The sequence below is a fragment of the Mesorhizobium sp. WSM4807 genome, assembly GCF_055811615.1.
Map to the genome: position 1 here is coordinate 206,602 of NZ_JBVVQY010000005.1, position 21,729 is coordinate 228,330.

22 protein-coding genes, 1 tRNA gene and 2 pseudogenes are annotated in these 21,729 nt (G+C 58.6%); 13 read left to right on the forward strand and 12 right to left on the reverse strand.

Annotation, left to right across the window (positions count from 1 at the left end):
- Nucleotides 1–467 precede the first annotated feature (467 nt).
- Together AC0L3N_RS08825 and AC0L3N_RS08830 are read right to left on the reverse strand one after the other, a co-directional pair.
- Nucleotides 468–1,193 (reverse strand): Crp/Fnr family transcriptional regulator, encoded by a 726-nt coding sequence (locus AC0L3N_RS08825; RefSeq protein ID WP_473547104.1) that lies wholly within the window; start codon nucleotides 1,191–1,193, stop codon nucleotides 468–470.
- A gap of 194 nt (nucleotides 1,194–1,387) precedes the next feature.
- Nucleotides 1,388–1,645, reverse strand: a complete 258-nt coding sequence (locus tag AC0L3N_RS08830; protein WP_473547106.1) for a DUF3606 domain-containing protein — start codon at nucleotides 1,643–1,645, stop codon at nucleotides 1,388–1,390.
- Between the two features lie 693 nt (nucleotides 1,646–2,338).
- Between AC0L3N_RS08830 and AC0L3N_RS08835 the strand changes: the two genes are divergently transcribed.
- Entirely contained in the window at nucleotides 2,339–3,388 is a 1,050-nt protein-coding gene (locus tag AC0L3N_RS08835) for a YihY/virulence factor BrkB family protein (RefSeq protein WP_473547108.1), read from the forward strand.
- A gap of 151 nt (nucleotides 3,389–3,539) precedes the next feature.
- On the opposite strand, the gene AC0L3N_RS08840 is transcribed toward AC0L3N_RS08835, so the two are convergent.
- A complete protein-coding gene (locus AC0L3N_RS08840; protein ID WP_473547110.1) occupies nucleotides 3,540–5,000 on the reverse strand; it encodes a glycoside hydrolase 5 family protein in 1,461 nt (486 codons plus the stop codon).
- 311 nt (nucleotides 5,001–5,311) lie between these two features.
- Here AC0L3N_RS08840 and AC0L3N_RS08845 point away from each other — a divergent pair, with 311 nt between their 5' ends.
- A complete protein-coding gene (locus AC0L3N_RS08845) occupies nucleotides 5,312–5,803 on the forward strand; it encodes an inorganic diphosphatase (protein WP_473547112.1) in 492 nt (163 codons plus the stop codon).
- A 947-nt stretch (nucleotides 5,804–6,750) separates the two neighbouring features.
- Nucleotides 6,751–7,899, forward strand: coding sequence for a glycoside hydrolase family 1 protein (locus AC0L3N_RS08850; protein ID WP_473547114.1), 1,149 nt, complete (start codon nucleotides 6,751–6,753; stop codon nucleotides 7,897–7,899).
- Between the two features lie 23 nt (nucleotides 7,900–7,922).
- Here AC0L3N_RS08850 and glf read toward each other — a convergent pair whose 3' ends face one another.
- Together glf and AC0L3N_RS08860 are read right to left on the reverse strand one after the other, a co-directional pair.
- Nucleotides 7,923–9,089, reverse strand: coding sequence for a UDP-galactopyranose mutase (glf, locus tag AC0L3N_RS08855; protein WP_473547116.1), 1,167 nt, complete (start codon nucleotides 9,087–9,089; stop codon nucleotides 7,923–7,925).
- 2 nt (nucleotides 9,090–9,091) lie between these two features.
- Nucleotides 9,092–10,264: a glycosyltransferase gene (locus AC0L3N_RS08860; protein WP_473547118.1), complete on the reverse strand. Its 1,173-nt coding sequence runs from the start codon at nucleotides 10,262–10,264 to the stop codon at nucleotides 9,092–9,094.
- Between the two features lie 417 nt (nucleotides 10,265–10,681).
- On the opposite strand from AC0L3N_RS08860, the gene AC0L3N_RS08865 reads away from it, so the two are divergent.
- The 6 genes from AC0L3N_RS08865 to AC0L3N_RS08890 all read left to right on the forward strand — a co-directional run bounded on the left by AC0L3N_RS08865 (nucleotide 10,682) and on the right by AC0L3N_RS08890 (nucleotide 15,110).
- Nucleotides 10,682–11,605 carry a glycoside hydrolase family protein gene (locus AC0L3N_RS08865; protein WP_473547120.1) on the forward strand — a complete coding sequence of 308 codons (924 nt, stop codon included), beginning with the start codon at nucleotides 10,682–10,684 and terminating at the stop codon, nucleotides 11,603–11,605.
- A gap of 504 nt (nucleotides 11,606–12,109) precedes the next feature.
- On the forward strand, nucleotides 12,110–12,286 hold the full coding sequence (locus AC0L3N_RS08870; protein ID WP_023801603.1) for a hypothetical protein: 177 nt from the start codon (nucleotides 12,110–12,112) through the stop codon (nucleotides 12,284–12,286).
- Between the two features lie 647 nt (nucleotides 12,287–12,933).
- Nucleotides 12,934–13,443: a ferritin-like domain-containing protein gene (locus tag AC0L3N_RS08875; protein ID WP_095488657.1), complete on the forward strand. Its 510-nt coding sequence runs from the start codon at nucleotides 12,934–12,936 to the stop codon at nucleotides 13,441–13,443.
- Nucleotides 13,444–13,749: 306 nt separating this feature from the next.
- Nucleotides 13,750–13,995 (forward strand): hypothetical protein, encoded by a 246-nt coding sequence (locus AC0L3N_RS08880; RefSeq protein WP_473547122.1) that lies wholly within the window; start codon nucleotides 13,750–13,752, stop codon nucleotides 13,993–13,995.
- Between the two features lie 78 nt (nucleotides 13,996–14,073).
- Nucleotides 14,074–14,373: a hypothetical protein gene (locus AC0L3N_RS08885; protein ID WP_473547124.1), complete on the forward strand. Its 300-nt coding sequence runs from the start codon at nucleotides 14,074–14,076 to the stop codon at nucleotides 14,371–14,373.
- Between the two features lie 443 nt (nucleotides 14,374–14,816).
- Nucleotides 14,817–15,110, forward strand: a complete 294-nt coding sequence (locus AC0L3N_RS08890; RefSeq protein ID WP_473547126.1) for a hypothetical protein — start codon at nucleotides 14,817–14,819, stop codon at nucleotides 15,108–15,110.
- A gap of 15 nt (nucleotides 15,111–15,125) precedes the next feature.
- On the opposite strand, the gene AC0L3N_RS08895 is transcribed toward AC0L3N_RS08890, so the two are convergent.
- Nucleotides 15,126–15,290 (reverse strand): type II toxin-antitoxin system antitoxin, encoded by a 165-nt coding sequence (locus AC0L3N_RS08895; RefSeq protein ID WP_473547128.1) that lies wholly within the window; start codon nucleotides 15,288–15,290, stop codon nucleotides 15,126–15,128.
- A 634-nt stretch (nucleotides 15,291–15,924) separates the two neighbouring features.
- On the opposite strand from AC0L3N_RS08895, the gene AC0L3N_RS08900 reads away from it, so the two are divergent.
- Complete coding sequence (locus AC0L3N_RS08900) at nucleotides 15,925–16,269, forward strand: hypothetical protein (RefSeq protein ID WP_473547130.1); 345 nt, start codon at nucleotides 15,925–15,927, stop codon at nucleotides 16,267–16,269.
- A gap of 54 nt (nucleotides 16,270–16,323) precedes the next feature.
- Here the strand turns inward: AC0L3N_RS08900 and AC0L3N_RS08905 are convergent.
- From AC0L3N_RS08905 to AC0L3N_RS08925, 5 genes and pseudogenes are all read right to left on the reverse strand, one after another.
- Nucleotides 16,324–17,073: pseudogene (locus AC0L3N_RS08905) on the reverse strand (Abi family protein); the annotation flags it as partial.
- Between the two features lie 155 nt (nucleotides 17,074–17,228).
- Complete coding sequence (locus AC0L3N_RS08910) at nucleotides 17,229–17,528, reverse strand: hypothetical protein (RefSeq protein ID WP_473547132.1); 300 nt, start codon at nucleotides 17,526–17,528, stop codon at nucleotides 17,229–17,231.
- A 104-nt stretch (nucleotides 17,529–17,632) separates the two neighbouring features.
- Nucleotides 17,633–17,707, reverse strand: a tRNA-Glu gene (locus AC0L3N_RS08915).
- Between the two features lie 91 nt (nucleotides 17,708–17,798).
- Complete coding sequence (locus AC0L3N_RS08920) at nucleotides 17,799–18,206, reverse strand: VOC family protein (RefSeq protein WP_473547134.1); 408 nt, start codon at nucleotides 18,204–18,206, stop codon at nucleotides 17,799–17,801.
- A complete protein-coding gene (locus AC0L3N_RS08925; protein ID WP_473547136.1) occupies nucleotides 18,203–18,580 on the reverse strand; it encodes a fimbrial protein in 378 nt (125 codons plus the stop codon). The genes AC0L3N_RS08920 and AC0L3N_RS08925 overlap by 4 nt, the downstream gene beginning before the upstream one ends.
- Before the next feature lie 25 nt (nucleotides 18,581–18,605).
- On the opposite strand from AC0L3N_RS08925, the gene AC0L3N_RS08930 reads away from it, so the two are divergent.
- Complete coding sequence (locus AC0L3N_RS08930; RefSeq protein ID WP_473547138.1) at nucleotides 18,606–19,691, forward strand: RluA family pseudouridine synthase; 1,086 nt, start codon at nucleotides 18,606–18,608, stop codon at nucleotides 19,689–19,691.
- Nucleotides 19,692–19,898: 207 nt separating this feature from the next.
- A complete protein-coding gene (rpoH, locus tag AC0L3N_RS08935; RefSeq protein ID WP_095495287.1) occupies nucleotides 19,899–20,810 on the forward strand; it encodes an RNA polymerase sigma factor RpoH in 912 nt (303 codons plus the stop codon).
- Between the two features lie 105 nt (nucleotides 20,811–20,915).
- Here the strand turns inward: rpoH and AC0L3N_RS08940 are convergent.
- Nucleotides 20,916–21,005: pseudogene (locus AC0L3N_RS08940) on the reverse strand (DUF2274 domain-containing protein); the annotation flags it as partial.
- Between the two features lie 92 nt (nucleotides 21,006–21,097).
- Between AC0L3N_RS08940 and AC0L3N_RS08945 the strand changes: the two are divergent.
- A complete protein-coding gene (locus AC0L3N_RS08945) occupies nucleotides 21,098–21,715 on the forward strand; it encodes a hypothetical protein (protein ID WP_473547140.1) in 618 nt (205 codons plus the stop codon).
- The last annotated feature ends 14 nt before the right edge of the window (nucleotides 21,716–21,729 follow it).

Genomic DNA, 21,729 nt, shown 5'->3' on the forward strand with positions numbered 1-21,729 from the left:
CTTGGAAGTTCGCACGCGCCGTGTGCCAAGACGCGGACCTAGGCGGCCGTGCGGAGATTGGTCCGCGCCTCTGTGCACCGGACCTCAAAAGGCTCATGGTCAGCTAGTATAATGAGGCACCATGCCTAGCTCTCATTAAGGTCAAAGCTCACCGGAAGGTTGTAGTCTATTGCACGATTAGCAATCATGTTCGCTAGGTCGGAATCAGAGACCGAACATGCCGGAACAATCTGTTTGAGCGCCTTAACGGCGAGCCCCGTCGATATGAAACTATGGCGCCGCCTCCGAATATTTACATAATGTTCGATGAGATTTTCGAGTTCACGCATGTGCAATCCTTCTTGGACGTCATCTGTGCCTATTGAACCCAGCAGTAATCGATCCGGAGCGAGGGCTCATTCACATTGTTTAATTCACGAGAAATCTTGATGCCGCATTGGCGCGCTGGCGCGTCCTGGCCGAGGCGGTCACCGCGGTTCATGAAAGAGATTTAGGTAGGTCGCATCAAAGTCGGCCAGTAACGCCAATCGCTGGAAATCCAGGATAACAATCCTCCTGTCTTTCCAGCTAACCAGGTCCTTCGCTCGAAGTTCCTGCAGCGTCCGGTTCACGTGAACTACTGATAGACCAAGCACGTCGCCCAATTCCGCCTGGGTCAGTGGAATCGCGAACGTCTGGTCAGAGGCCAATCCAACTATTTCTAACCGGACATACAACTCGCAAATTATATGTGCGAGATGCTGTTTGGCGGAGCGACGCCCGAGGCAGGTTATCCAAGTCCGTTGGATTGAGGCATCGATAGTCGTCGAAAGCCAGAGCATCCGGGTGAGATGTGGACTGCCATCCATTGCTGTGAGCAGGTCTTTGTGTCGAATGAAAACTACATCGCACGAACCCAGGGCGCTCACGCTGTGATCCATCACTTTTAGCAGTAAACTATGCAGATCAACAAAGTCTCCCGGCACGTGAATTGCCGTTATTTGACGCTTTCCTTCCCGAATAGCCTGGTTTCGAACTGCGAAACCATTCGCGACAAGACAGGTTTCGGCGGGGCGGGAACCCTCCCTGACGATCTCCTCATCTGGTCCGAAAGTTACCGGCCGGACCGGAATAGCCTCAATAAGCGCGATTTCGCCTGGCTGCAGGGTGTCGCGGCGGTCGAGCATGCGAACCAAGAGGTCTTTGCCGATCATCGCGGTCCCTTTTGACTAGATCAGGAATCGAGTTCCAGCGGCTCGTGCCTCGGCAGATCGTGCCAGATGACCTGCCGCAGGTCCCGAGCATCTACAACTTTGCCGCCTGTCGAACCCGGATAGAAATGGTCGCTCTCATGCTCGACCTCTTCATTATGTCGCTTGCCGGTAATGGGCCCGTTGTGAAAGTTTGGTCATTGTTCGAGAACGGCACTTTGCGTTCCGAGCTTCCGAGCCTCCCGATACAGGGTCTCGCGATCACTACCGTGTTTCCCAAAAAGCTCGCGGATCTGCGGTATTGAGAGGCCGAACTTGTTAGCGAAATAGCGGAACTCATATTCTCCGTCACTCGCGACGCGGTTTCCGTCGCCAGAACCTCTATTGCTCTTGTCGTCGGCCATTTTGGTGCCCTCCCTGCTGGCCTTCAGATCAAGCGCAACGCGGATCAGCATCTTTTGTTGCTGCCTCTTATTAGAATCACGTTATGTTCTGGCTAGCTGACACATATGCCGCCGACCCAGACTCAATCAGGTGGGCAAAGCTGTGAGTGCCGCGCCGGCGGGCTCGAGTTCATTCCGCCGATGCCTACCTGGTAGCCAAGCCGCCCCAAGGTGACGACTGGATTCACGAGGCCAAGTTCGACAGCTACCGCTCGCAGATCGTTATGAGCCGCAAGTTTCGAGTTGCGTCTGCACGAGTAATTGCCTGGGGGTGAGTTCGGGTAATTAGCCATGTGCAGGGTCCGCGATTTCGCCCAGCTTCAACTGTCAGGAGGCGATGGAGCCTGGCTTTCAAGCGATGGTCGATTGCATGCTAGAGGCCGGCTGGACGCGCCGAGAGAGGCGCAGCTCGCGATCGCCCATGCCATAATCCGCGCCGGCCGGCCGCGCTAAGTTAAAACGCAGTCAGCCGACTGCCGCGAATGGCCGACATGGTGGAAAGCAGGCGTATTCTCATTGGTCGCTCGAACAAGCCATTGAGGGTCGTGGGCAGGGCAGTGTTGCTATTAAATCAACTCGTCGCATGGGAATGGCGCAGTGTTTCTGCAGTCGGCGGATGTTTATTTGTGAGCGCAGGTCTGCACCTGCATCCTTTGGCGCTATTATACGTTTGCCCCGCGAAGAAGATGCTCCGGGCCGGCAGCCATGTCGAAGAAAACAACCGACGACGCTTACGAAGTTCAAGTGCAACTTGAGCGGCGGGCCGGACGGGAGGGCCGCGGGCGCGATGCCGAATGGCCGTCAGAGATTCCCAGCCGCGGCTGGAAGGACGTGCTGTGGCGGCTCTTTGCTGAGGTAACCGAGGACCGTGTTATGCTGATTGCGGCCGGGGCCGCATTCTATCTGCTCCTTGCCCTCTTTCCAGCGCTTGCCGCGTTCGTGTCCATCTACGGTTTCGTCGCCGATCCTCAGACCATCGCTGAGCACATTGCGTTCCTTGGCGGCGTACTGCCTTCGGGCGGTCTGGATATTATCAGATCTCAGCTTGCGTCCTTGGCCGCTCAGAAGACTGGCGCGCTCAGCTTCGGCTTCATCTTCGGCCTTGCGGTCGCACTGTGGAGCGCCAGTAACGGCATCAAGACGCTATTCGAAGCCATGAACATCGCCTACGAGGAGAGTGAAAAGCGCGGCTTTATCCATCTGAATCTCCTGGCCTTGGGCTTCACACTTGGCGCCATCCTCATCGGTATTGGGTTTATCGTCTCGGTGGGGATCGTGCCGGCCATGCTTGCGCTGCTGAACCTCGGCGGCTGGACCGAAGCCCTTGTGCGGATCTTTCGGTGGCCGATGATGCTGATCATGGTCGGCCTCGGGATTATGCTGATCTATCGCTACGGCCCCAGCCGCGAAAGGGCAAAGTGGCAATGGGCGACATGGGGCGCCTTCCTCGCGGCTGTGGTCTGGATCGCAGTCTCGATAGGATTCTCCTATTATCTTGAAAACTTCGCCGACTACAACGCGACGTATGGAGCCCTGGGGGCAGTCGTCGGCTTGATGATGTGGACCTGGATCTCCGTGATTGTCCTGATTGTGGGTGCGGAGCTGAATGCCGAGATGGAGCATCAGACCGCCAAGGACACCACCACAGGTGCGCAGCAGCCGATGGGTGCGCGAGGTGCCACGGTCGCCGACACGCTGGGCGGATCGGCCGATGCCGCCGACCAGCAGTCGCGTTCGGGCGAGCACAACACTTAGCGCGCAGATCACTTGGAATCTCCGCGCAACTTCGCTTGGCGCAATCACTGACATCAGCATTGGCGACAAGTTTGCAAGGACGGCTCATCATGGGCTATGGCAAGTCAGATCGCGAGCGTATGAATACCGTCAGGCGCAGTCCCCATCCTGCTCAGACCCCGCGGATGGCAAGCGCGACATCGGCGGAGAACGGCGGCACATCAAGCTTCAGCCAGCCGTCCGAATTCGCTTGCCATTCCGCTGTTTGCCTGCCGGCGTTGGTATCCCAGGCGATGACGCGATAGGTGCCGCGGGCCAACCCGGGCAGCTCCAAGGCGGCCGGAACCGGCACAGCGCCGGCACGAAGCATACCGTTTCGCCCGATCGTGTCGCGGCGAACCAGCCAGACCACTGCCTGGGAATCGTCGCCGCAGGCAACAACCGCGCCGTCGGGACCGAAAACCCGCATCCTGTTGCCGAGATGGGCACGCCGGAACGAAACCCAGTCGATAAGAGGCAGGAAATCGGCCAGCGAACGCTGCGCCCGCCGCATGCCGGGGGTGAGCACGTGCGGGGTGCGGTTTGGCCACCGCATGCCGCCACCGGCGCCCCCCGCCGCCAGGTGAGCCCATTGCAAATGGCGGAAATATTCATCGTCGAAAGGTTCCGGAAGCGTGATCTTCTTGTCTTTGAACGAGTGGATCGGGCCGTGCTCGGAATCGAGAAAAGGGCGGCCGTCACGGATTTCGCCGAGCGCCTCTCCGACGATCCGCGCCATGCCGAGCGCCGGCGCCACCGTGTCACTGGGGTCATCGATCGTGCCCTCCTCGTAGAGATGGAGGGAGGCGAAGTCGAGGTCTGGGTGGCGGAAGATCGGCCCTGGCAGCGGCATGTGGGGCCGCCAGCGAAGCTCAGGTCCGAACAGCGAGACGGTCTGCGGGTGAGAGCGGCCGTAAAGTGACGTTTCCAGCCGGCGCACAAAATCGCTGAGATCATGGATGAAGGCGCCGAAGCCGTCTGCGCTGCCCTGAGCCTGCTCGGGATGGATCTCGTTCCAGAGGTCCCATGCGAAGAGGGCTCCGCTGCCGCTCCATCTGCGAACCACGAATTCCAGCCTTGCCTTGATCGCGCGGCGCGTCTCGGCGCAGACCAGGAATCGCGACGGGTGGTCCAGCACGCCTCCGTTGTTGCGGTTGTAGGGGTGGTGGGGCCATTGGCGCCACTGCCAGAACGTATCGAAGGGGGTGATCAGGATTCTTAAACCCTGTTTTTCGCAAAGACGGAAGAGGTCGTCCCACAGTTGCACCATCGCCGGCACGAAGCGGCCCTGCGGCTTCTCGAAATAGCGATGGCGAACCTGGGCATATTCCAGCATCAGCCTGAGGCAGGTGACGCCGCTTTCCTTCAACCAACGGAGATGAGCTTCCACGCCGGCCATATCGGCGCGCCGGAACAGGCCATTGAGTTCGGGCCAGCTTACCGCATCATTCTGCCCGATCGGCGTCCATGCCTCGCCGTCCTCGGTGACGAAATAGGAACCGGCCACCTTGATCCAAGGCAGGCCGGCAGCCGATCTCGGCGCAGCGTCTTCCACTTCCCCGACCAGCGGTATCGCCAATCTAATATCGTTCAAGGCATGCTCGAATTTTCGTCCGCGGAGCAGTATAACTGCCGCGGTGGCAAAATGTTTCGCCGGGCTTGGCAGGCCGATGGACTCTCATCTATTTGCGGTGCAAGGATGCCCCTGCCCTAGTCGGAGCGAAGGAACATCTCCTTCTCCTAAGCGACGGCCTCGAAGGCGTCGAGCGTAGGCACGTTGGGAACAAATCGGCCATCCGCTGCTTAGAGAAGCCTAGAGCCATTGGCATGGACTGGCGAGGACCAAACGTGGCGAATTATCTGACACTGCCTACGACTACATCGAAGGGTCGGATCAGGGTGGTCGTGGAAACACCGCGTGGCGCCGAAGCAAAGTTGACTTACAAGCCCAAGAAGAAGCTTTTCGAATATACGCGGCCGCTTCCAGCGGGCCTGGCCTACCCGTACGACTGGGGCTTTCTGCCTTCTACACTGGGCGACGATGGCGACGCCCTCGACGGCCTGGTCATCCATGAGGCCACCAGCGCTCCCGGTGTTGTCATCAAGTGCGATCTGCTGGCGGCCCTTTGTGTCATGCAAACGGAGAACGGCCAGACCGTGAGGAACGATCGCTTTGTATTTTGCCCGCACAAGCAAGACGCCCATAGCGAGTCTCTCCTTGGCGAGAATGTTCCCGATCGTCTGCGATCCGAGATCGAGCAGTTTTTCCTAGCGTCGGTGTCCGGCACCGACAAACAAATCGAATTCGAAGGGTGGCACGATTCCAGCCAAGCGCTCCGGAACATCCAGCGGGCTATGAGAACTTTCGAGCGGAAACAGCGAGCCGCCGGTCTCTGAGCGTTCCCACAATATCGATAAGAATGTAGCTCGAGAACACAAGGCTGCCTGGACGCCAAGTGTGGGAGAAGCCGAAGGTGCGCAACCCTTGCTGGCGCAGCCTGCCGAATTTGGTTCACTGCCGCTTTGATCCAGACGGTGTTCCCTGGTCCGCCCTATTGAGGATTGCGGCAATCGCCTGATCTAGAACTGGACTGACCCTTTGGACGATGCTCATCCACGTCCCCCCGAACGCGAGGAGGCAGTGATAACATGTCCGAGACCTTGATGCGACCCATGCACGAAACGCACCGAACTGGGCCCAGTGCGGGGCGCAACACAGGAATATTTGATGGAAATTGCCGAGCGAGAAGAACCGGCCGACCAACCAATTGAAACGGGGGCGTGACCGCACTTGCGGCGCCTCGAAAGCAGTTCCTTCTGATGGGCTCTTTTGGGCTGATTCAGTGCGGGGCGCCGCCTGCAATATACATAGCCGTGCGTCGCTTCGTGGATAAAGAGCAGAAATGGTAAGTTAGCGGGTCGCCCGCCAACCAGAAATATTTCAGCCCAAGGGGAACCTCACGGTCTCAGGCAAGTTCGGTACGTAATGTGGGGCAGATTGCGCCATCTCATCGGATGTATCGTTGTCGTGCTTGCGATCTTCTCCTTCCTCGGATTCCATTAGGAGGGACAATGCAGCGCGACAACGATCAACAAGGCTCGGCTTGAGAGCGCCAGTCTGTCATCCTGAGGTCGACCTCTGCTCACCGACAACACCTGGACTCGGCTCCGCTCGCGCTCGCTTGGTCAACATTCGACGCTTGCACCCGCACCACTCAGAGGCGACGTGATGGCGGCGCGAACGAAATTGTGGTGGGGTCGAAACTGGCAATGGTCGACCGCCTAGCAATGGCCGATCGCCTAGCGGCAGCGCTGGCGCGAGCCTTGGCCGACGGGTCGCACGTATGAGCAACGAGCCAGCGCGTCCGCCAGGCGAATATCCGTCCGAGTTTGCCAGCTTCTTCATGGCTGGCTTCGAATGTTCCTCGCATCGGCGCGGCGACGGAGTGCGCCTCGATTTGATTCGCGCAACCGCACACGACAAACACGCTCTCGGCGACTATCGCAGCTGTGCTGCCCTTGGGCTTCGCACGATCCGCGACGGCTTGCGCTGGCACCTGATTGAAACTGCGCCAGGAGTCTTCGACTGGTCGGGTTGGATCTCAATGATCGAAGCAGCCCACGCGGCGGAGGTGCAGGTCGTCTGGGATATCTTCCACTATGGCTCACCAGATCACGTAGACCAAGGCGCCCCAGACTTTACAGAAGCCTATGTCCGCTTCGCCGCTGAAGCTGTCCGGGTCCACCGCTCCGTCACGGGAGTAGCTCCCCTAGTGTGCCCGATCAATGAGATCTCATTTTTCGCATGGGCGATAGAGGTCGGCTATTTCCCACGCGTGGGGCCGAAGAAGCGGGGATGGTTCAAGCGACAGCTTGTGAGGGCAGCGGTTGCGGGCGTCAAGGCGATGCGCGATGCCGAACCTGATTGCCGGTTCATATGGGCTGAACCGCTAATCCATGTTGCGCCCCGTGACCGTAGTCGTGCCGAGCAGCGGCGCGCGGAAAATGTTCGTCAGGGCCAGTTTGAAGCCTATGACATGCTGACGGGCCGTGCCGAGCCCGAATTGGGCGGCAGCGAGGACTGTGTCGACGTCATCGGACTTAACTTTTATCCGCACAACCAATGGTACTTTCAGGGGCCAACGATCCCGATGGGCCACCACGAATATCGGGCGCTTTCTGAAATGTTGGTCGAAGTCGCAGAGCGCTACAGAAAGCCCATGTTCATCGCCGAGACAGGCGCTGAAGGATCAGGCCGGCCGGCATGGCTCCATTATGTTTGCGATGAGGTCCGTGACGCAATGAGCCGTGGTGCCCCGGTTCAGGGTATATGCCTGTACCCGGTGACCGCGTATCCCGGCTGGGACAATTCGCGCCACGCGGAAGTCGGCTTGTTCTCTACGATTCATGCCGACGGTTCGCGCAGTCTTCGCCAGCCGGTTGCCGATGAATTGGATCGCCAGCGCAGATTGTTCGCGACAGGTGTTTCGTAGCGGTCGAAGAAGGAGCGGGCCACTTAGGTGGGGAACTGCTCCGAATGTTGGCCGAGCATCGTCCGCTGCGTAAGCATCTGCACGGTGCCCGTTGCCGGCAGGCTCTGTTGAATGCGCGCGAACGTCGCCAAAGCTTGACCGACGACCTGATCCATATTGTAGTAGCGGTACGTGGCTAGGCGCCCGACGAACCACACGTCGGAGCACGCCGCTGCCAGTGCTTCATAGCGTTTGTACAGCGCCTCGTTTTCCGCCCGCGGCACCGGGTAATAGGGATCGCCGATATCGTTTGGATATTCGTAAGTCAGGCTGGTCTTCGGGCTCTGCTGACCGGTCAGATGCTTGTACTCGGTAATGCGGGTATAGTTTTCCGTCTGCGGATAGTTGACAACGGCGACCGGCTGAAACTGCTCGCAATCAAGCGTCACGTGTTCGAACCGCAGTGACCGATAAGGCAGACGACCAAGGCTCCAGTCGAAATATTCATCAATCGGCCCGGTGTAGATCATCCGCTGAAAGGGGATCTTGTCGCGAATTTCGCGATAATCGGTCTGCAGCATGATCTTGATCCTTGGGTTGTCCAGCATGCGCTGGAACAAGCGTGTATACCCGCCAGCCGGCATATTCTGGAAAGTGTCGCCAAAGTAGCGATCATCGCGGTTGGTCCGGGTAGGGACCCGCGCAGTCACGGACTTGCTTAGTTGGGCCGGATCGACGCCCCACTGCTTCCTTGTATAGCCGCGAAAGAATTTTTCGTAGAGTTCCCTGCCAACGGTGCTCACAACCACGTCTTCGGCGGTCCGGACTTCCTCGACCGTTTCTCGCCGGGATGCGAAGAACTCCTCCAACTGCTCGGGCGTCAATTCAAGACAGTACAGGCGATTGATCGTGTCGAGGTTGATCGGTATCGGCAGCAGTTTTCCGTCGACCGACGACAGTACGCGATGTTCGTAAAGCCTCCATTCGGTGAATTGCGAGAGGTAGTCGATGATCGATCGGGCGTTGGTATGGAATATATGCGGCCCATAGCGGTGGACCAGAATCCCCGCTTCGTCATAGCAGTCATAAGCGTTGCCGCCGACGTGGTTTCGCCGGTCGATGAGCAGGACGCTTTCCTGCCGTTGCGATGCGATGCGTTCAGCGAGCACGCTGCCAGCGAAGCCGGCGCCGACAATCAACCAATCGAACATGGTCAGGCTCCCCGGCGCAAAGGCACAATGCTTTTCATTGCATAGGCGCGCTGAATATGGGCAGCCATTCCGTCCCACGTTCGTTCCCAGGACATGTTAGCGAGGTAGGCATCGACCTCCTTCAACAGGAAATTCCGGGGACGTGACAGAAGGGACCGAAGCTTGGTTTCGATGTCTTCGGCGTCAACAATGTCGACCAGGCCTTCGGCACCATAGGTGCGCACGACGTCCACAATCGCCGTGGAGACCACCGGCAATCCGGCGGCCAGGAACTCAGGAGTTTTGGTCGGGCTGATATAGCGTGTCGCCTCATTGAGCGCGAAGGGCATCCAGCCGGCGCTCCAGTGCCTGAGATAGCGAGGCAGGTCGGCGTAGGACTTGGCACCCAGCCAATGTAAGTTACTTGCGCGCGGCAGGCTTAGCGGGTCGATCTTGACCACCGGGCCGAGCATGACGAAATGCACCTCGGGCATTGCCGCAGCCGCCTGTGCGATCATTTCAACGTCGAGCCGTTCGTCGATCACCCCGAAGAAGCCTACTCTCGGGTGAGGTATGTCTGCCTGGTCTACAGGGTCATCGCCGGGCTCTCTTGCCTTGTGGAAATGCGCAACGTCTATGCTGCTGGGGAAGGGAAAAATCGACTTGTGGAGGCTTCGTTTGGCCTCGTACAGACTCTGCCCGCCCGTGAACACGACATCAGCGCGCTGGAAAAGCGCTTTTTCCATCTGCTGCAACTCTGCCGGTGCGTTCTTGAAGGCGGAGAGTTCATCCATGCAGTCGTAGACGCATACATCGCACGCTATATGGTCACTGAAACGCAGCGCCATGGGCGTGTAGTACCAGATGGTCAGCCGGTCATGCGGAGTTGAGTTGACGATCTGGTTGACGAACCTGCGCTGGATGGCGTCTGCCTTTGTTGCGGAAATGCCGACCGGAAGAACCGGGGTTACGATTGTGATCATTGCAGACCGATTGTTCACCCGCATCGAAGGACAGTGTATTTCCTCGTAGACCGGCTCCTCAAAGTAAATTAGCTGCTGCTGCTTTGAGGCGTGCGTCAAAATATGCTGCGGGCGTTGGTGTACGAAATCCCACCTGAGGTGAGAAAAGCAAAGTAAAATAAACGATTTCAGGGGGATATTTGATTTATTTTTTTTGCCGCCCGCTATTTTCATGTAAGAATCCCTTTAGCTATAGTGTGTAATTCTCCAGATTAACATATGTTAATCGAAGCAGGCTCCTGCTGAAGCCTCATCCGTACGTCTAAACTTTCATTTGAGTAAGTTGTTCCACGGATTTTAATTGGCTGGAGCCGCCGAGCCGGCCACTTGCGCGATTGTTCGAAGAGAAGCGGCGCTGCTACCAACACCCGATGGACATGTCGCCTCGGCCAAGGCGGAGGCCCTTGCAGCTTCAGATCTCGCCAAATGTGGCGCATTGCCACAGAACGGCTGAAATCCGCTCAATCGTTCAACAACCATTCATGAGCGCAGGTATAAGAGTTAATGAGCTGCGCATGATTCGTTTTGGTCGCCACAGATGGCCCGACGCATGGGTCGATGCAGGCAGCCACCGTGAGAGAGCCGCAAGGAATGAAGTTCAACTTTGAAACCAACGTCTTTCCGTTGTTTCACCCGCGGTCCGTGGATGATCTGAAGGATCCTTGTCCGGTGTTCGACGGCACGCTTTGGCACGTCTTCGGTTCCAGCGGCACTGTCACGACCGAGAGCTGGAAAATACTACATGCCACGGCTCCGGACCTTTATGGGCCGTGGACTGAGCATGAGGCGCTCGACTTGGCGGTAACCGGATCGGGCATAGCGGCGCCCGGCGTCATCCATGAATGCGGCGTTTTCCACATGTTCATCCAGACCGAATTCATGAAGTCCGGCGGACGTTGCGAGCATGCGGTGTCCAACGATGGCTTTCATTGGGTGGTGCTGAATCCGGCGATATTGTCCCGGCCGGACACCGATGAGGACGGGATCTACGATCCCCATCCGGCGATCATCGGCGGCAAGCGCTACATCGTCTATTCAGGCATGCCTAAATTCACCAGGGTGGCGCAGCCTGACGTCTATCTGGCGCGCAGCCAATCCGATTCCTGGTTCGGGCCGTGGAAACGTCTCGGCAAGATATTGGACCATCTCGACGTTCCCCATCACAACTCGCGCGAGCATCCGGACTACGAATGGGGCATCGAGGGCGCCCAACTGGTCGAATTGCCCGATGGTCGCGTGCTTCTCAACGCCACCTGCTTCCTTCCCGACGGTCCGCGCGGAAGTCGTCAGCGCGTGTTCTTCGCCATCGCCGACGACGTCCAGGGTCCCTACGTGTCGGTCGGCCCTGTGCTTGATCCTGGTGAGCCTGGGGAGAACGGCCATTCGACGGTGATGATCGAGGGCGGGAAACTGACTTTGTTCTACCAGAGCAGACGTGAGGCAACGAACCATCGCTGGCGTTTCGGACTGGCTAGGTGCGACCTGGATCAGCAAGTCCTTTCACGAGTCGCCTAACAGGGACGACCAGCCCACTTCAGATAATCATCTTTGTAATCGAGTTGCTGCCGCGTGCCGAGCAGATCCTCAATCAATCCAGATCGGTCGACTTAGCCGAACGTCGCAGAGACTACGAGGCCGGCGGTTGGACAGGATTTGACGCCGAGGCGGAAGACTATACTCCCGACGAGATCAAGCGGGATCGGGCTCGTGACCTCAACCGCCTCTGATCGAGGAACCCCGCTGCCCGAAAGGTAGCGGGGAATTCTCACTCTCTTCATAGCCCGCTTTGAGCGTTGCGCGAAATCGCGCCCAGCGTAAAGGCGCTGCGCCATCCAGCCTTCGCTAGTCCCTTCGCTGGTGAGACTCTGCCTTGCTCTGCGCAGTGTCGATGGTCCCTCTGAGAAGCTGCACTGGGCATCAACAGCAATTCGGCCAAGTCGAATGCGACAGTATCAGATTCCGCGGAACCAAGGAGGTAGCGGGGCATTTCTGCCTACCGGTGCTTTAATGGAGGCGACCATGGGTTTCTTCAGCAAACTGCTCAAGAGTTTTAAAACAGCAAACCCTGCGAAATCGAGCAGCGGAAACATGCAGAAAGACACCGGCGCCGGGCCCGCTTTGGCGGCGCATTCCAAGGATGCCAAAGCAAGTGGGAAGGCTGGGCAGAACGCATCGGCAGCCACCAAGAAGAGGTGAGACGCCCTGGCGTTCAAAGCGTAGCGTCATCAAAGTGGATGAAGTCCGCCGAGTCCATCGAGCCGTCGTCGCAAACAAGCCAACCGCTTGGTTGGCCTTCATTCTCGATGTTTGGCCAATGCCGCGCCACGAACCCAAAGAGCGAGGTGTCGTTAAACCGATGTTTGGAATGATTAGTTTTTGCCCATCGAGCGGCTTCTCCGCGTCAAGCCGGATGTTGTGACGAGACCGGACTGCCTCCAGCAATTTGCGCTCATCGGTTACTAATGTTTCGAAAAACCGCGACAATCGTCACAGCTAAGACTTCTACATCCCGGCTAAAAACATCGATTTATTCATCTGCGCAAACCTGATCAAAGACGCGTTCACAAACAGCCAGATCGTGAGGGCTGAGGCAGGTGCGATTGAAACGCGGGCGCGGCATTTGAAATGCCTTCGAGCCCCCGCTGCGCGTGCAAAAGAAAGCGGGCTTTCACAGCCAAACCGAGGAGAACGGCAGTCCGGTCCTCGTGCAAGAAACGCCGGTCGTTGAGTGTTTGTTCCCGGTTGGGGACCAAGCTTTCGACCGCGCTTGCGGGCGATCGGAACTAACGGTCTGTGGCGGCGTTGCGATGGCAGTAAAATTATGCTGACCAACGGAGACAGACATGACCGACTCCAAGGAACGTCTGACGCAGTGGCTTCGCGACGCTCACGCCATGGAAGAACAGGCCGAGACGATGTTGAGCGGCCAAATCGAGCGTCTCGAAAACTATCCCGAGCTACGCGACCGGATGACGCTGCACCTCGAAGAAACGAGGCAACAGGCAAAACGTCTCGAACAATGCCTCGATCGCATGGGGGAAGGATCATCAACGCTTAAAGACGCCGGCGGTAAGCTAATCGCCATGGGACAGAGCATCAGCGGCCTGTTCGCAGGCGACGAGGTGATGAAAGGATCGCTGGCCAGCTACACATTCGAGCATATGGAGATCGCAAGCTACAAAATGCTCATCGCCGCAGCCGGCGAGGTCGGCGATTCCGAGACCCAAAGCGCGTGCAAGGCAAACCTGCGCGAGGAAGAGGCGATGGCTGAATGGCTGGAAAGCAAACTCGGCACCGTCACCAGTGAATTCCTCAGACGCGAGGAGCGGGATTCCGATGCCGCGAAACGGTGACGTAGGCGGACATTCTGATTGATTGCTGCCTACAGAAACCGCTCCCCTTCGGCGCGGTGCTCGAAACAGAACCAGTGCGGCGTCTGCCTCGGCCTGGCGAAGCAGCATTCTTGCCACAGCGGGATGCTCGCACCTATGGTGCTGAATCTGCACCGGGAAGGCGGATCAGCTCGTCGCTGATCGGGAATGTTCTCACTCCAGTTTGGTGGAAAGGTTCCACAGCCGCTCTTGACGATCAAGGAAAATGTTCCTTATTCGTTCTCATGGCGCACGATCCGATCGACTGGGCAGGCGACCCGGCACAACATGCTGGTCAAGGCAGAATGCAGTTGCGGCAATGTCCGCTACTGCCGATCGGCCGACCTCATGATGGTCTATGGTGGGGGCGCTGACCCGCTGAAGCTCAAATTCGACTGCAGCCGTTGCAGGCCGCAGATCACGATTACCCTGCTCGAAGTGCATCCCGAGCACCTGCCCAAGCGATTGATGATCCACAAGCCGATTAAGGTCGACGGCAAGATCGTTTGGCACACGGAAAGATTCCGGGGATGAGCACCATCACTGGAACATTCCTTTTGTCCGCAGGTTGGTTTGTGAGCGCGTTCGTGCGCTTAACAGAGGAGAAAGAATATGACACGAATCCTTTTGACCTCGGCCGTGTTGGCGCTTTCCGCCGGGCTTTCGTTTGCCCAGACGACGAGCGGAACTTCGGGCGGAACTTCTACGACAATGACAACGACCACGACCACGCCCAGCACTGATCAGGGAACTGACACAACCACCACCAGCGGCACGAACCCGAACTCGGCCAAGGATTGCGCACCTGGCCAGCAGACCGGCAGCGCGCAGGAGGCCGCCCCTGGTCAGCAGGACACGGACGCCAAGACCGCCGCCCCCGGCCAAATGAAGAAGACCACCGAAGATTGCTGATTGGGCAACACCAAGGGGAAGGCCGGCGCCGCTTAGGGGAGTTGGGATAGCTTGCCTGTATTGGCGCCGGCCGGGCGGATGGGGTTCCGCGGTGAATAGTATCGAGCTTGGCGAATCCGCTAATTACGCGAGAGCGGTAGACTGAAGCCCTACGCGCTCCCGTCTGTTTCGCTCTCTTCATCGATTTCGCGCACTGGCAGATAGGCGTTGGTTTCCAGCCATTCGCGCAGCACGATCTGAATGAGGTCCGACCGGCCCAATTTTCATTTCAGCCGCGATGGAGTTGAGAGCGTCCTCGGTTGCGGGCTCCAGCGGCACGCCGTCAGTTCGCACGGGGCGGGCGGTTTGCTCCAGTCCGGAATTCCGATTGGAGGCCGCCATTGCACAGCTGCCCTGCGACATGCGAGGTTGTCAACCAAATGGCTCATCATGGGAGTCTCGTCATGTCCATTCGCCGGATTGCGTTGACCTTGGCAGCGGTCACGCTTGCCTTCACAACCCTCGCCCAGGCCAGACCAGACACCCGCGCCATGACCTGCCAACAGACGCAGGCGCTAATCCAGAGCCATGGCTCGGTGGTGCTGACCACCGGCCCGAACACCTATGCCCTCTACGTCCGCCAGTACAGCAATGCGTGCGACTGGTCGTTAATCCCAGCGGTAGGGTTTGTGCCGACGCGCGATGGCCAGTGCCTGGTTCATCGATGCAGAGAGCCGCTCTACACTCCTCCCGGCTGACGGTGACGAGCATAGCTATTCTGCTGCGCCTTTCGGCAGGTAGCCCTTTTCCCGCAGATACATGGTCAGGATCTTCTCGACCATCGATGACACAGACCGCATGTCATCCTTCGCCGCTTCCTCCAGAGCATTTTTCAACCCCTGTTCGATGCGGAACGAAATCGGAGCCGTCCTGACCATGGTGTGCGATCCTGTGAGAGGGTAAGCAAACTAACCACGGGAGAAACCAAATGCCGAACATCACTGTTCGGGCAGCCGCCGAAGGCATGCCCGATATCAACCGCCGCCGCCCTCTGCTTGGCCTCGCGGCTACTTCAACTGCCGCTGCCGCTGCGGCGGCCTTGGCTGCCGCTTCAACGATCATCGACGCGACCGCAGCGCCGTCTGTCGCTGACGCGATCCCAGCTACGCGGAAGAAAGTCTCGATGCAATGCTGCTGGAGCTGCCGCCGGAAGAGGCACACCGATTGAGGATAGAAATTCTAGCGATCATCGCCGCTGTCAAAGAGAGGTGCGCCCGTGGCGACGATTTTCAATCGATCAGGGATTTTGTCAGAATCCGGTGTCAGCAAAATCAAATGGACTGGAAGAGGGCACGGGGAATATGAGCGCCGCACCGATCGAGATTGAACGGAAACCAACCCGATGCCAATCCGCCTTCGCGAATGCCCATTCGACAACAGCCGACCGCGACGGCAGCGACAAGCACTAACCCGCACACCAGCAAGCCCGCTGCCTTCACGGTGGCGGGCTTTTTTGTCGCTGAGGAACCTTACGCTGCGGCGGCCGTTGAGCCCACCCAAAGGGAGATCACAATGGCCGACGACCCAAACGAAGCCGCGACGGAGACGCAGCGCGAAGCTCAGGAAGCCTTGGAGAAGCAAGTTGCGCAGCTGAAGCGCGAGATCAACAAGATCAATCGGACACTCGCGGAGCGCGCTGAAGAGGTGGTCGAGGAAGCCACTGGTTGGTATGAGGGCGCGGCCGATAGCGTGTCTCGGACAACGCAAGCACTTCGGAAAAGGGCGTCTACGGCTTCCGGTCTCGTTCAAGAAAATCCTGGCACGGTGTCGTCCGCCTTCATGCTAGGCGCGGCTGTAGGCTTGCTGTTGGGCCTTGTTCTTGTGGCCGGCGACCAGCGCCGGGACCGCTGGATCTAACACGTCCCAAATGAGGGCCATAACCCGCTACCGTTTTGCTAGCGGGCTTTTTACCTAAATGCGCCAAGCCGGAAATGTTTTCCAGTGCTGCGGAAAGCCGATTGCAGCAGGCTCCGCCAACGGGCACGAATCTATCAGCTCGATCAAGTCTCCGCGCCAGCGCGATCCCGGCGCTACAATGCCCATTAGATAGCCTAGCACTGCCAGCGTGTTATAGATCCGGCCAAGAACAGCCGAATTCATAGCCAATTTCAGGCTGGCTGGATATTTGGGCACGGTCATTTTCACCGTGATCTGTTTATTCCAGAGGCGTCCGTGATGAGCGCAGATGTTCCGTACATACGTAAGGTGGTGTGCCAAGGAAACCAAAATCATTTCGTCAAGGCCGAATGCCTTTGCTATGGTCTGACGGTCGGATCGATGCTTCAAATTGCTCAACCACATTGAAAGCTGCCCGAGCGAAATAACCTCTGCGGTCATCCAGATTGGCGGGTGTTCTGGGTCGTCATACTTGTTCTTGTAATGAACGATGAACGTGTCCTTTGATCGCTTAATATCCTCGATGAGCTGCGCAAATGCTTGAGCAAAGCGGTCTGTGCGGCGGTATAGCGTCGGGTCGAGGTACCCATGCGGCCCATATTTCATCGCTAGATGGTTTGCCCAGGCGCCACGTAGGGACACCTCAATCCGCTCCACCGCGTCCATAACAAGCAGTCGAAGCCGTCTATCGAAAACGTAGAGTGCAAGCACGTCATCGAAAGAGGTGCCATCTGTGAACCTATGTTCTCCTGGGGATGGCGCGGCCTCTTCGAAGGGTAATCAATATGCTCGAAGCCGGTAGTAACTTATGTGCTGAAGACAGTGGCCGGCGATCGCGTGATCCGGCACAGCCATTCCGCGACCTTCGATCCGGGCGATTTGGTCAGCGATAGAGAGCGAAGGCTTTGTGAACTTCATGCCTAATAGATCTCGTTCGCCAAAAAGAAAAAACCCGCCAGGGTGCGCAGTGCAAAGCCGAGGCTTTGTCCGAGGCGTGGCGGGTGTTGTTGCGTGGAGATATGGCCTATCCTCCTCAACAAGGCAATAACCGGTTTGGCCAAAATCGGACGGAAATGGCCGTTTTGGTTAGCAACCCGTTGATCCAGAATCACAAATTTTTTTGTCACCTGCCCTGCAAGTTGGGGCTGTGGTGGGTCATCGCTTGATGTCATGTCGCGTGGAGCTGCCGATAGTGGCAGGGAACCGTTGAAAAGCAACAAAGCGGTTCCGGCTCACGCCGAATCTATTCACGGAAATTCGCGGGGGTTTATTCGGTAGATATTCGATGAAATCTGGCCGGTTAGGCTTAAGTGCTTGATTTTGCTGGTACGCCCAAGGGGAATCGAACCCCTGTTCCCGCCGTGAGAGGGCGGTGTCCTGACCGCTAGACGATGGGCGCGTTCAAGAACCGGCGATATAGGCTGACGGCCGGGAAAAAGCAACTGGGCTTCGGACAGTCGATGGTCCCCGGAAAAACACCTGTTGCAAACCTATCGTTTTGGTTCGATCAAGTCCCAGAGATTTCCATAGAAATCGGCGAAAACCGCCACTGTGCCATAGGCCTCGTGGCGGGGAGCCTCACGGAATTCGACGCCCTTTTCGAGCATCGTCGCGTGGTCGCGGACAAAATCATCGGTTTCGAGAAACAAAAAGACGCGGCCGCCGGTCTGATTGCCGATGCGGCTTGCTTGCATATCGTCCGACGCTTCGGCCAGCAGCAGCCGCGCACCTTGTCCGTTGGCCGGCGCCACCGTGACCCAGCGCTTGCCGCCGCCCAGATCGACGTCCTCGGTGAGCAAAAAGCCCAACCTGTCGACATACCAGGCGATCGCCTCGTCGTAATTGGGAACGACAAGCGCGACCGTGGCGATGCGGCGATTTTCCGCAAAAGCAGTCATTTGTTGCGGATCGAAAAGCGACCGATGATACGGCGCTCGGTGAAGTCGTAGACAAAAATGGCGCGGCTGCCGTCGGCAAGCTCCGCATCGATGGAGACGCGGTTGCCGGAGAGCGACTGGCTGATGACCTTGGCGCCGACCGGCAGCACGATGTCGCCGGTCAGCGGCTCGCCGGCCGGCACCTGGATGTCGCCGGCAAGGGATGGGGCTGCTGGTGGCGCGGTGCGCGTTTTGTAGACAAGGGCTGCGATCACCACCATAAGGGCGAGGAACAGCAGGCCGAGATTGATGGCGACGAAGCGGACGAGCTTCTTGCGCACCTTTTCGACTTCGGGGTCGAGCGGCTTTTCCTCGTCTTCGTCGGCAGCAGCCATGGCAAACATTCCAGAACGATTTTCGATGAGCGCTCATAACGAAGAGGCCCCCATATTGATAGAGGATGGATTAATGGAGGGCGGATCGCCAGGCGGGGGATCGCCAAACGGGGGATCAATAGTGCTGGAAGCCGGTCCCGATGCGGCCGGCCAGCGCCTCGACCAATGGCTGGCTGGCAAGCTCGGTCCGGACATGTCGCGCAGCCGGGTGCAGATGCTGATCAGGCAGGGCGCGGTCAAGGTCGGCGGCCAGCCGGTCAACGAGACGAAGCGCAAGATGGCGGCCGGTGACCGCGTGTCGGTCGACATGCCGCAGCCGGAGCCGGCGGAGCCGCAAGGCGAGAACATCCCGCTCGACGTCCTCTATGAAGACAACGAATTGATCGTCATCAACAAACCGCCGGGGCTGGTCGTCCATCCGGGTGCCGGCAACTGGACCGGCACGCTGGTCAATGCTCTGATCCACCATTGCGGTGACAGTCTTTCCGGCATCGGCGGTGTGCGTCGGCCTGGCATCGTCCACCGCCTGGACAAGGAGACCAGCGGTGTCATGGTCGTCGCCAAGACCGACCGTGCCCACAAATCATTGTCGGAGGCCTTTGCCGACCATGGCCTGACCGGCGATCTCAAACGCGCCTATCTGGCCCTGGTCTGGGGCATCCCGACGAGACCGACAGGCACGGTCGACGAGCCGCTCGGCCGCGCCGCCGACCGCGTGCGCCGCGCCGTGGTGCCGGAGGGCCGCGACGATGCCCGCCATGCCGTCACCCATTTCACCGTGATCGAGCGCTTTGGCGAGCAGCAAATGGAATTTGCCGCGGCGAGCCTGGTCGAATGCCGGCTCGAGACCGGTCGCACCCATCAAATCCGCGTCCACATGGCCCATATCGGCCATCCGGTGGTCGGCGATCCCGATTACGGCCAGGCCTTTCGCACCAAGGCGAACCGGCTGCCCGAGCCGCTGAAAGGTCGGGTGAAGGCATTTCCGCGACAGGCGTTGCATGCCCGCCTGCTTGAATTTCGGCATCCGACTACCCATCTAACGATGAGGTTCGAGGCGCCTGCACCGAGGGAGATGGAGGAACTCGTTGACGGCTTTCGCATACTCTGAACCGCCTTCCATCCATTCAAAACCTGATCGGCAAAAACCTGACCGGCGTTGTTCACTTTGGCGTGACACACTGTTTCGTGTTGAACCAATGCTGTCCTTTCTGGTTTTGTTCCTATATACACCGGTTGTCGCGAACGAGCCTTTGGCGTTCGCGATATATGCCTGCCGAATTTCGGGGGCACCACTCCAAGAGAGAGGGGCGCTATCATGGCCCAATCATTACCCAGTATCGTTTCCGGCGAAGGCGGCCTCAGCCGCTACCTGGAAGAAATCCGTCGCTTTCCGATGCTTCAGCCGCAGGAAGAGTACATGCTCGCCAAGCGTTACGCCGAGCATGAGGACACCACGGCTGCGCACAAGCTCGTCACCAGCCACCTTCGGCTCGTCGCCAAGATCGCCATGGGCTATCGCGGCTACGGCCTGCCGATCGGCGAGGTGATCTCGGAAGGCAATGTCGGCCTGATGCAGGCCGTCAAGAAATTCGAACCGGAGCGCGGCTTCCGGCTCGCCACCTACGCAATGTGGTGGATCAAGGCCTCGATCCAGGAATACATCCTGCGCTCGTGGAGCCTGGTCAAGATGGGCACGACCGCCAACCAGAAGCGCCTGTTCTTCAACCTGCGCAAGGTGAAGGGCAAGATCCAGGCGCTCGACGACGGCGATTTGAAGCCTGACCAGATCACCGAGATCGCCACCCGCCTCAACGTGTCCGAAGCGGAGGTGGTGTCGATGAACCGCCGCCTGTCGGGCGACGCCTCGCTCAACGCACCGATCCGGGCGAGCGAAGGTGAATCTGGTGAATGGCAGGACTGGCTCGTCGACGACCACGAAAGCCAGGAAGAAGCGCTGATCGAGCAGGACGAACTGGAAAACCGGCGCGGCATGCTGTCGGGCGCTCTGGCCGTGCTCAATGAGCGCGAGCGGCGCATCTTCGAGGCGCGCCGCCTGGCCGAGGAGCCGCTGACATTGGAAGAGCTGTCGTCCGAGTTCGACATCAGCCGCGAGCGCGTGCGCCAGATCGAGGTGCGCGCCTTCGAGAAGGTGCAGGACGCGGTCAAGGCCGCAGCCAAGCGCCAGATGCAGGCGCTACGCACCATCGAGGCGCAGCCGGCGGCGTAAAGCCTTCCGACGGAAACAAATAAAGGCGGCGTCAGGTAACTGGCGCCGCCTTTTTTATGGGTCCTCCTACTGCCGGGAGAACTGTCCCTTGGTGCCATATTCTAGCTAGGGTTGCGGGTTCCGCCGCGCCTTCGCGAACGCCCGATCCGTCGCCATAAATCGCTCAATCATCGGTGTGATCAGCCTGGCCGGCTCATGCGGCATTATAGCAATTTTCCCCAAGCCCTGGAAACCGCAACGCTGCAAATTGTGGCGGCAATGTTCCGGCGCCGACACGGGCTTCCGTCGTGAAATTTCATAAGGTGGCGCTTGCGGCAAGCGGGCGCGACAATGGGCCGCCGCGGCTGCGCTGGGCAGTTGAGCTCGCCTATTTGGAAACCAAAGGCAGTATGACGATGACGATTTCTCCGTTTCTCACCGCTCTCGGATCCGAAGGTCCTCCAGCCGACCGAGCGAAAGACATGGACCTGTACGGATGGCTAATTGGAAGCTGGGAAATGGACACGGTCCACTACCTCGACGACGGCACAATCCAGAAGTGGAATGGAGAATGCCATTTTGGCTGGGTGCTCGAAGGCCGCGCGATTCAGGACGTCTGGATCAGGCCCAAGCGCCCTGCGCCGTCCACGATGTATGGCACGACTTTGCGCATCTTCGATCCTGGGATCGATGGCTGGCACATCATATGGAACGACCCGCTCAACCGAGATCACTCGCGCCAGATCGGGCGGGCCGAGGGTAAGGACATTGTCCAACTCGGCACTGACTCGCGCGGTCTGAAAACTCGATGGCGTTTCACTGAGATCACTGCCAACAGCTTCCATTGGATCGGCGAGGAAAGATCTTCCGAGATCGACCCTTGGCAAATCACGTATGAACATTTAGTCCGCCGAACAAAACCATGAAGCTAGACTAGCTG